Source organism: Archangium violaceum Cb vi76, assembly GCF_000733295.1.
Classification (GTDB): domain Bacteria; phylum Myxococcota; class Myxococcia; order Myxococcales; family Myxococcaceae; genus Archangium; species Archangium violaceum.
The window spans coordinates 61,820-70,972 of the sequence record NZ_JPMI01000098.1; the positions used below are offsets into that span (position 1 = coordinate 61,820).

The 9,153-nt window shown below is 68.3% G+C and carries 7 protein-coding genes; 4 read left to right on the plus strand and 3 right to left on the minus strand.

Annotated elements, in window-relative coordinates; genetic code table 11:
- Positions 1-75: 75 nt before the first annotated feature.
- Positions 76-2,325 (plus strand): sensor histidine kinase, encoded by a 2,250-nt coding sequence (locus Q664_RS15860; protein ID WP_043395378.1) that lies wholly within the window; start codon positions 76-78, stop codon positions 2,323-2,325.
- A gap of 11 nt (positions 2,326-2,336) precedes the next feature.
- On the opposite strand, the gene Q664_RS15865 is transcribed toward Q664_RS15860, so the two are convergent.
- Complete coding sequence (locus tag Q664_RS15865) at positions 2,337-3,218, minus strand: hypothetical protein (protein ID WP_052518186.1); 882 nt, start codon at positions 3,216-3,218, stop codon at positions 2,337-2,339.
- 73 nt (positions 3,219-3,291) lie between these two features.
- Between Q664_RS15865 and Q664_RS15870 the strand changes: the two genes are divergently transcribed.
- Positions 3,292-3,936, plus strand: coding sequence for a hypothetical protein (locus tag Q664_RS15870; protein ID WP_043395417.1), 645 nt, complete (start codon positions 3,292-3,294; stop codon positions 3,934-3,936).
- Positions 3,933-5,579, plus strand: a complete 1,647-nt coding sequence (gene lnt, locus Q664_RS15875) for an apolipoprotein N-acyltransferase (protein ID WP_043395379.1) — start codon at positions 3,933-3,935, stop codon at positions 5,577-5,579. The genes Q664_RS15870 and lnt overlap by 4 nt, the downstream gene beginning before the upstream one ends.
- A 116-nt stretch (positions 5,580-5,695) precedes the next feature.
- On the opposite strand, the gene Q664_RS15880 is transcribed toward lnt, so the two are convergent.
- Both Q664_RS15880 and Q664_RS15885 read right to left on the minus strand, forming a co-directional pair.
- Complete coding sequence (locus Q664_RS15880; RefSeq protein WP_043395381.1) at positions 5,696-6,946, minus strand: dipeptidase; 1,251 nt, start codon at positions 6,944-6,946, stop codon at positions 5,696-5,698.
- Between the two features lie 114 nt (positions 6,947-7,060).
- Positions 7,061-8,017: a hypothetical protein gene (locus Q664_RS15885; RefSeq protein WP_043395383.1), complete on the minus strand. Its 957-nt coding sequence runs from the start codon at positions 8,015-8,017 to the stop codon at positions 7,061-7,063.
- A 254-nt stretch (positions 8,018-8,271) separates the two neighbouring features.
- Here Q664_RS15885 and Q664_RS15890 point away from each other — a divergent pair, with 254 nt between their 5' ends.
- On the plus strand, positions 8,272-9,153 hold the full coding sequence (locus Q664_RS15890) for a YXWGXW repeat-containing protein (protein ID WP_043395385.1): 882 nt from the start codon (positions 8,272-8,274) through the stop codon (positions 9,151-9,153).

Sequence of the window (9,153 nt, forward strand, 5' to 3'; positions counted from 1 at the left end):
TGGGCAGCCACGGAGACAACTGGGGGCAGGGAAAAAATTTCCGCGAACGAACGGAGGTTAGACTGGCCACCACGCATGGACATCCGGACACAAAGCGCACTCCTCGCATCCATCATCGGGCTGGCGCTGGGCGTTTCCATGTTGTTGAGGGCGGGACGTCCACGGGTGCTCACGCTCTACTCCGTCTTCGCGTTGACAGTAGGCGGGTACTACCTCTCCAGCTTCTTCCACAGCCTCTTCTCACGCGCCGAGTCCCCTTGGGTGTCGAGGGTGGCGGTGGGTGCCACCATTCTACTGGCTTCGCTGGTTCCTGGCGCGGCCGTTGCCTTCTTCCTCGAATTCCTGGGGGTCAGCAAGGGAACACATCTGCTCGGCAGGCGGCTCGCCGTGCTCTCCGCCGTGTTCGGCCTGGGCGTCGCGGTGTCGCCCCTGGCCCTCAACGGGTGGGCGAAGCTGGCCATGGGCGCCTGGGTGCTCGGTGCGCTGCTGGGCTCGGTGTCGTTGCTGCTCCGACGAGTCAGCACCACCGAGTCGCGGATCGAACGGTTGCGCCTGACGTACCTGGCCATCGGCGCGGGGGCGGGCATCCTCTTCACGGCGCTGGATCTGCTCGAGCGCTACGGCCTGCCCTTCCCCACCCTGGGGCCGGTCTTCACCACGCTCTACCTGTTCTTCCTGGCCCAGACGCTGCTGCGGCTGCGGCTGATGGACCTGCAGGAGCTGCTGGGGAAGATCGCCTCGCAGACGGTGCTGGCCACCATCCTGGCCGCGGTCTTCACCGTGCTGACGGTGTGGGTGGAGCAGCACAACACCTCGCTCTTCGTCTTCAACACGGTGGTGGCGGCCTTCGTGGTGCTCATCCTCCTGGAGCCCCTGCGGGTGAAGGTGGAGGAGCAGGTGGTGGCCATCTTCTTCCGCGAGCGCTTCGAGCTGCTGCGGGTGCTGGGCAACGCGCGGGCGAGGATGGCGGGCGTCATTGAAATCTCCGAGCTGGCGCGGATGGTGCTGGACGCGCTGCACGAGTCGGGGCGCATCACGCATGCCTCGCTGTACCTGCTGGCGGAGGACAGGCCGGGCTACCGGTTGCTGGACGCCCGGGGGCCGGCACCGGTGAGCTTCCTGGACACGGGCGCGGCGAGGGGCGTGCTGTTCGCGGTGGCGTCGGGACAGAAGGCGGTGCTGCTGGAGAACGTGGAGCGGCGCATCGCGGTGCTGCGGCAGCAGGCGGTGGAGGGCAAGCGCTTCCGGGACGAGCTCAAGCGGCTCAACGACACGCGGGCGGCGCTGTTGCAGATGAAGGGCGGCATCACCGTGCCGCTGCTGGGCAATGACCGCGTCATCGGCTTCCTGAACCTGTGGGACGAGCGGGTGCCGGAGGCATACGCCTCGGATGAAATCGCCCTCATCCTGGAGGTGGCCGAGCGGCTGGCGACGGCGCTGGAGAACTCGAAGCTGTACGAGAAGATCCGCGAGCGCGATCGCCTGGCGGCGCTGGGTGAGATGGCGGCGGGTCTGGCGCATGAGATCCGCAATCCGCTGGGCGCGATCAAGGGCGCGGCGCAGTGCCTGGATCCGAAGCGGCTGCCAGGGGAGGAAGGCGAGTTCCTGGAGGTGATCGTCGAGGAGGTGAACCGCCTGAACGGGGTGGTGTCGGCGTTCCTCGACTACGCGAGGCCGCTCAAGCAGACCTTCGGACCCACGGACCTGAACGAGGTGGTGACGCGGACGGTGCGGCTCATCCAGAACGCGATGCCGCCGGGCATCGAGCTCAAGGTGGAGCAGGAAGAGTCCATGCCGAGGGTGGAGGCGGACGCGGAGCAGCTCAAGCAGGTGCTGATCAACCTGGTGCAGAACGCGATGCAGGCGATGGACACCGGGGGCACCATCACGGTGAAGACGGTGCGGCCGGATCGCTTCACGGACTTCCGCCCGACCGGGGATTCGTTCGTGGAGCTGCACGTGACGGACACGGGCCCGGGGATTCCGCAGGATCAGCAGCAGCACATCTTCGTGCCCTTCTACACGACGAAGCAGAAGGGCACGGGACTGGGACTGGCCATCTGCCAGCGCATCGTGAAGAACCACGGTGGAACACTGTCGGTGCAGAGCAAGCCGGACGAGGGGGCCACGTTCATCATCCGCCTGCCCGCCCCCCCGTCCGAGCCGGTCCCGATTCCGGATCCGATCCTCATGGACGGAACGCCCTTCCCCACCACGAGGCCCACCGAGGGCAAGGCGTCAGATGGCGGCCTCCCGGACAGCAGCACGCCGCCGCCCAAACCCGAGCGCAAACCGAAGCGCGACAAGAAGCGCCGCACGGGCTGAGGGAGCGCTCCCTACTGGAGGAACTTCCACGCCACGAGCGAGCAGAAGCCCCCGTAGTAGAGCACCGTGTTGGCGACCTCCACGAACCGCCGCACGCCCCTCGCCCGCATCGGGGTGAGCCACGCCCCCGCGAAGGCCACCAGCTCGGCCAGGACGCGCCAGAGGCTCGCGAACAGCACCAGCAGCGCGGTGAAGTAGGCCCAGTACGTGAAGAAGCTCTGCAGGTACGGCCACAGCCCGTACATGCGGTACTGCGCGAACGGCCCACCGAAGGTGATGCGCTGGTTGAGCTGGAACATGATGACGCTGGGCACCAGCGGGAACAGCACGAACTTGAGCGCCAGGTGGTACCAGCGCCGGCGGACGACCGTGGCCCGGGCGTGCGCGAAGGTCGTGAGCGGGTGATCCGCCTCCTTCCCCATCGCCTCCAACACCGGCAGTGGATCCGCCACCTGCAACTCGTACTGGAAGCCTCGCCCCGACTTCATCCGCAGCGACAGGCCCGCCCCCGGCAACGGAAGCCTCCAGACCCGGGCGGACTCCACCGACGCGACGGGGATCTCGAACCGCTCGCCTCGGCGCTCCAGCACGAACTGTGAGGGCTCGATGGAGAAGGTCGCGGCGGAGAGCCAGTGGATGAGCCGGGTGAGACCGAACAGGCCCAGCGCGATCAACACGAGCCAACCCGCCAGGGCCGGAGGCTTGGGGCTCATCGCCCCCGTGAAGGTGCCGGCGACGACGAGCGCCGAGGCGCAGAGGAGATCGGCCCTCATCAACACCTGGAGCAGGGAGCTGACGAGACGCAGGACGAGCGGGTAGGCGTGGACCTGGAAACGCGGGGCCACGGGCTGGCCGTGGGCGGAAGGCGCTACGGGAGCATCGGCGGCTGGCATGGGGCTCATGGGGAACGATTGCCCGGGCGGCAGGGGGCCCGTAGCATACGAGTCCCGGAGAACAGGGGCGAGAATGGGTTCGCAGCATCCCGAGTACGAGCGGCACGTCGACAGCGACGGCGTGACCCGCATCCAGCGCAAGCGCACCAGCAGCGGCATGTGGATCGTCGGGCTGGGGCTCGGCTTCACCGTCGTGTGTCTGCTCTTGAGTGCCTGGCTCGTGACCTCGCCGGCTCCCCTGCCCGCCACTCCCGAGGCCGAGCCCCCGAGGCTCGCGCAGGGAACACCCGAGCCCTCCCCCACTCCGTCCCGTTCCGCGCCGAAGGCCACCCCGCGGCCCCAGAGCGTCCCGGCCCAGCCGTCCTCCGAGCCCGTGCCCCAGGAGGAGCCCCTGCCACAGGACGCGGTGCCCGCCGGACCCGCGGAGGGCATCAACCTGTACCGCCAGGGCACCAGCCCCCTCAAGCAGGGCATCATCGTCCCCGAGGACTTCGAGCTGCCTCCCGGCTACGTGCGCCACTACCAGTCCACGGACAATGGGGAGGGCATCAAGCCGATCCTCATGTTCCATCCGGACTACAAGCCGGTGGACTCGAAGGGCGTGCCGGTCGAGCTACCCTCCAACCGGGTCGTCCCGCCCGAGCTGGCGCCCACGGGCATGCCCATCGAAATCCTGGAGCTGCCCGAAGGGCCAGAGGGAGTGGAGCCCATTCCATGAGCGCGCTGGCGGTCCGCTCGAAGCGCCTGGCGCTCCAGTTGCTCGGCGCGGCGGGCACCGCGGGCCTCGTGTGGCTCTTCGGAAGCCTGGAGGCCCGCTGGGTGGCGGTGACCTGGGTGTGTCTCGTGCCCTGGTTGCTGGTGCTGGACCGCGTCGACAGCCGGCGCGAGGCCGTGCTCTCGGGCGTGGTGATGGGCCTGGTCTTCACGGCGGCCATCTTCGGGTGGTTCCCCGAGGCCCTGCGGAGTTACTCCGGAGCGCCCCTGGCGCTGTGCTGGCTCGCCCTGCTGGCACTGGCGCCCTTCATGGAGCTGCAGTTCATCACCTTCGCGCTCACCCGCTATCACCTGCGGCGCACCACCCGGGAGGATCCCCGGGCCTTCTGGCGCGTCACGCTCACGGGCGCGCTCGTGTACGTGGGCACCGAGTGGGTGAGCCCCAAGCTCTTCGCCGAGACCCTCGGACAGGGCTTCATCGCCTCCGAGTCCCTGCGCCAGGGCGCCGACATCGCCGGGGCGCATGGACTCACGCTCGTGCTCGTCATCGTCAACACGTGCGTGCTCGAGGCCGGCAGGGTCCTCGTGGCCCACGGTGTACGCGAGGGCTCGCGGCGCGCGCTGGCTCCGGTGGCCCTGGGGGCGGCGCTCGTGCTGGCCTGCTTCGGGTACGGCCAGTTCCGCTACCGGCAGGTGGCCGCGCTCGAGTCCCCCACGCAGCAGCTCACGGCCGGTGTCGTCCAGGCCAACATCACGAAGTACGAGAAGCTCGCGGCGGAGATGGGCACGTACGACGTGGTGCGGATGATCCTCGACACGCACTACCGGCTCTCGGCCGAGCTGCTCCAGAACCGGAAGCTGGATCTGCTCATCTGGCCCGAGACGGTGTACCCGACGACCTTCGGCACGCCCAAGAGCGACGCGGGCGCCGAGTTCGACGCGGAGATCCGCGAGTTCGTCTCGCGCGCCAAGGTGCCCCTGCTCTTCGGCACGTACGACCTGGAGCAGGAGCGCGAGTACAACGCCGCCATGTTCCTGGGCCCGGGACGAAACGGAACGCTGGAGCGCTCGGCCTACCGCAAGACGATGCTCTTCCCGCTGACGGAGTGGGTCCCCGAGCTGATCGACTCGCAGTGGCTGCGCGAGCGGCTGCCCTGGACGGGCTACTGGAAGCGAGGGCCCGGCCCCCAGACGATGGCGCTCCAGCTCGGTGGAGGCCGGTCCATCACCGTGGCGCCCCTCATCTGCTACGAGTCCATCTTCCCCAGCTACGTCGCCGAGGAGGCGCGCCGGGGGGCCGAGCTCATCATCACGCTGTCCAATGACTCGTGGTTCTCCGGGACGCCCGCGCCGAAGCTGCACCTGATGCACGCGGCGTTTCGCAGCATCGAGACACGGCTGCCACAGGTGCGCGTCACCAACTCGGGCATCTCCGCCCTCATCAGCTCCACGGGCGAGGTGCTCGCCGAGGTGCCGGATGATCACCGCGCGAGTCTGGCCGTGACGGTCCCCCTGACTCCCCGCGTGTCCACATTGATGGTGGCCTGGGGGGACTGGTTGGGCCCTACCGCCCTGGTGCTGAGCGCGGTGCTGCTCCTCGCGCCCTCGCTCCTGACACGGCGCAAGGCTCGGCAGGCCATGGAGTGAACCCCGCCGAGCGTGCCGACTGGTCCAACAGTCGGACCAGTTGCTCACCATCGCGACCGGAACCTCCCCCCTGAACGGACCTACTTCGGCGGGCCTGGCTCCCGGCCCTCCGGTGCTCAGCGGCCGGCGGCGTGGGACTCGACCTTCCGCCACACGCGGAAGACGTTGCCCGAGGCGATCTTCTCGATGTCCGCCTCGCTGTAGCCGCGCTCGATCAGGACGCGGAAGAGGTTCGGGTACTGGGACACGTCCTTGAGCCCGATGGGAAGCGTTGGGCCCACACCATCGAAGTCGGAGCCGAGCCCCACGTGGTCGATGCCCACCAGCTTCACCACGTGATCGATGTGGTCCGCCACGTCCTCCACCCGGGCGAGCGGGGCAGGATGCTCGCGCAGATAGGTCTCCGCGAACGCATGCACCTCGGCGCTGTCGCGGGCCAGACCGCGCTCCTGGGTGAAGGCCATCACCGCCTTGCGGACCTCCAGCTCGTAGGCATTGGCCGCCTGGGTGAGAAAGGCGGAGCCGAAGTTGATCATCACCACCCCTCCCTTCGCGGCCAGGGCGCGGATGAGCTCGTCGCTGATGTTGCGCTCGAAGCCGGGCGTGAAGTGGCGGCACGAGGAGTGCGAGGCGATCACGGGCACCTGGCTCGACTCCACCGCCTGCCGGATGGCGTCATCCGAGAGGTGCGAGACATCCACCATGATGCCCACGCGGTTCATCTCGGCCACCACCTGCTTGCCGAAGGGGCTGAGGCCGTTCCAGGTGCGCTTGCCCGTGTTGAAGGAGGCATCGCTGAGCTGGTTGTCCCGGGAGTGCGTGAGGGTGATGTAGCGCACGCCGCGCTGGTGGAAGTGCGCCACGTTCTGGAGCGAATCCTCGATGGCCGAGCCGTTCTCGATGCCCAGCGCGAAGGACACCTTTCCCTCCTGGGTGTTGCGCCGGGCCTCCTCGACCGAGTGGGCCATGGAGAACTTCCCGGGCGACTGGCGGGCGATCTTCTCCATCATGTCGATCAGCGAGTCCGCGAGGGCCTTCGAGGCCCCGGGCTTCGTCTGGAGGTCGGCGGGGATGTAGATGGACATGAAGGCCACGTCGAACCCGCCCTCCATGGCGCGCGGATGGTCGAAGTCCCCCCCGGCGGTGCGCAGCGAGATGTCCTCGGAGGGCTCTCCGTTGGGGCCCAGCTTCTCGTGGAGACGGTACGGCACGTCGACGTGGCCATCGGCGATGATGACGCGCTTCGCGAGCGCGCGGCCGCGCTCGGCGGGGTCCATGGACGGAGGGGCCGGTTGGGTATGGGTGCTGTGCGTGCAGGCCAGGGCCGAGAGCAGGAGGAAGCCGGGCAGGAAGGAGGTGGATCTCATGGTGCCACCGCATAGCGCACCGGTGCGGAGCTGACGAGTCCCGGGAGCCAGGGCCCCCGGCGAGCGGTGCCCGAGGGCAGCACTCCCGGGAGCCCCTCTGGCTGGACCCCACGCTCAGCTCGACTCGAACGGACGGGTGAGGCGCTGTGGAACGACGAGCCGCTCGTTCAGCCCCTCGCGCACGAGCACCGTCCGCTCCACGAGGCGCGGCTGGAAGACGCGGCGGAAAGGCAGGTCACTCGCGAAGTCGATGGCCTGGGTGCTCATCCGCAGGATGCCGGAGTCGAAGAACATCCGGCCCGTGAAGGTGCTGCGCACCAGGATGGGCGAGCGGACCGTGTACAGCATGCCGTCGGTGAGCCGTGAGTACATCCGGCCCGAGATCTCTCCCGACTCGAGATCCAGCGTTCCGAAGGAGGGCCGGTGGGGATCCAGCGACTGGAGGAAGGGAGGAAGCCGCAGTCCCGCCAGCTCGATGTCGTGGGAGACCGAGGACAGGCTCTCGATGTGCAGGCAGGCCCGGGTCGACGACACGCGCCGGACACGCACTCCGAAGGTCGAGTGGCTGGGAGCGTAGGGAATCCTGAGCTCCTCGGAGGTGCCGGCGAAGACAGCGGGCACCACCAACGTCCCCGTTGCCTCCATCTCGGGGAGCATCGCGAACGTGACCACTCCATCGCGCACCAGCGCACTGTCCGGGACGTAGGAGGTCTTCGTGTCCTGCTTGGGGAAGAGGCTGAGGATGCCATCCCTCAGCGTCACCAGGATCCCGATGACGGATTCGATGATCGCCTTCAGCGCCACGGAGAGCGCATCGACAATGCGAGGCAAGATTCCGATGTTGTCTTCCAGGTGCTCGAACGCCTCCTGGGCATCACTCGGCGTCGGGGGGATTCCGAGCTCGTATTGCTTCAGCAGTCTGGTGAACAGGGCGAACTTCTCCACCACCTCCTTCTTGGCGTCTTCACCGCCGGATGTATTCTTCAGCTTCTCCACTTCCGCCTCGAGCCTGGCCTGAGCCTCTTCGACCTTCATGCGGATCTGCTCCTGCACCTGGGGCGAGAGTTCCATGACGCTCCTCCAATGGTGCCGTGCACTGGATGGGTGCACGACGGTTGGGGTTCAAAGGGCGTTCGTCGCGAGCAGCCCTTTGGATGAGTCCCCCGACACAGCAGGCGCTCCTGGCCGCCGGTTCCGCTGGACGCAGGCGGACGAGTCCGACGCTCGCTCGCCCTCTCGCCTCACACCGGTATGAAAGGGTGGCGTGAATAAAGGGGAGTCATGAACGTCCCTGGCAGGGAGCGGCAGTTCGTGGAGACGACGTCATGACGCCTCGATGGTTGGTCTGTTTGGTTCTCGGTCTGGCGGTTCCGGCGGCCCATGCGCAGACGGCCCCGGTCACCTCGCCCGAGTCCGGATTCGCCGAGGAAGCACCGATGGAGCTGGAGCCCCTGGCGCCCTCGCCGCCTCCGGCGCTCCCCATGGAGCGGCCCACGCAGCGGCCCTTCCCCGATTCGGTGTGGACCTCCGGACACTGGTACTGGGATGGCGACGAGTGGCGCTTCAAGCCCGGCGCCTGGATCGCTCGGATGCCCGGCTACCAGTTCGTCAACGGCTACTGGCAACAGGATGGAAACGCCTGGCGTTGGATCTCCGGCGGCTGGGCGAGGCCCGGCACGACGGACGTGGAGATCCCCATCGACGTGAGCAGCGAGGAGGTCGCGACGACCCAGGCGCCTCCCCAGCTCCAGGCGGAGGCCCGGCCGCCGCCGCCCGCCCCGAACCTCACGTGGGCCCCCGGTTACTGGTACTGGTCCGGCACCCAGTACGTCTGGGTGGATGGAACCTGGGTCTCGCCTCCCCAGCCGGGTCTGGTCTTCGTCGCGCCGAGATGGGCCCGCCGTGGCCACTCGTGGATCTTCATCGACGGTGGTTGGGCTCCGCGGGGCTCGGTCCGGATCGTCGTTCCGGAGTACCGCCACGCGAGGGTCGCCGTGAGGTGGGGGCATCCGAACTACTTCTTCCACACCTGGCGGCGCTACCCGGTGATGCGCGGTCACGAATGGAACCGGCCCTGGGGTTGGGGCCGTCCTCGTGGCCCCCGCTACCATGATGCGAGCCCGTACCGTGACCGTGACCACCACCGGGGTGATCATCGCGGCGGCGGCCATCGGGGCGGTCACCGGGGTGGTGGGCATCACCGGTAG

Excerpts from the sequence above, each read along its gene's own strand:
- Q664_RS15860 (WP_043395378.1), top strand. The coding sequence starts at position 76 with ATGGACATCCGGACACAAAGCGCACTCCTCGCATCCATCATCGGGCTG.
- Q664_RS15865 (WP_052518186.1), bottom strand. The coding sequence starts at position 3,218 with ATGCCAGCCGCCGATGCTCCCGTAGCGCCTTCCGCCCACGGCCAGCCC.
- Q664_RS15870 (WP_043395417.1), top strand. The coding sequence starts at position 3,292 with ATGGGTTCGCAGCATCCCGAGTACGAGCGGCACGTCGACAGCGACGGC.
- lnt (WP_043395379.1), top strand. The coding sequence starts at position 3,933 with ATGAGCGCGCTGGCGGTCCGCTCGAAGCGCCTGGCGCTCCAGTTGCTC.
- Q664_RS15880 (WP_043395381.1), bottom strand. The coding sequence starts at position 6,946 with ATGAGATCCACCTCCTTCCTGCCCGGCTTCCTCCTGCTCTCGGCCCTG.
- Q664_RS15885 (WP_043395383.1), bottom strand. The coding sequence starts at position 8,017 with ATGGAACTCTCGCCCCAGGTGCAGGAGCAGATCCGCATGAAGGTCGAA.
- Q664_RS15890 (WP_043395385.1), top strand. The coding sequence starts at position 8,272 with ATGACGCCTCGATGGTTGGTCTGTTTGGTTCTCGGTCTGGCGGTTCCG.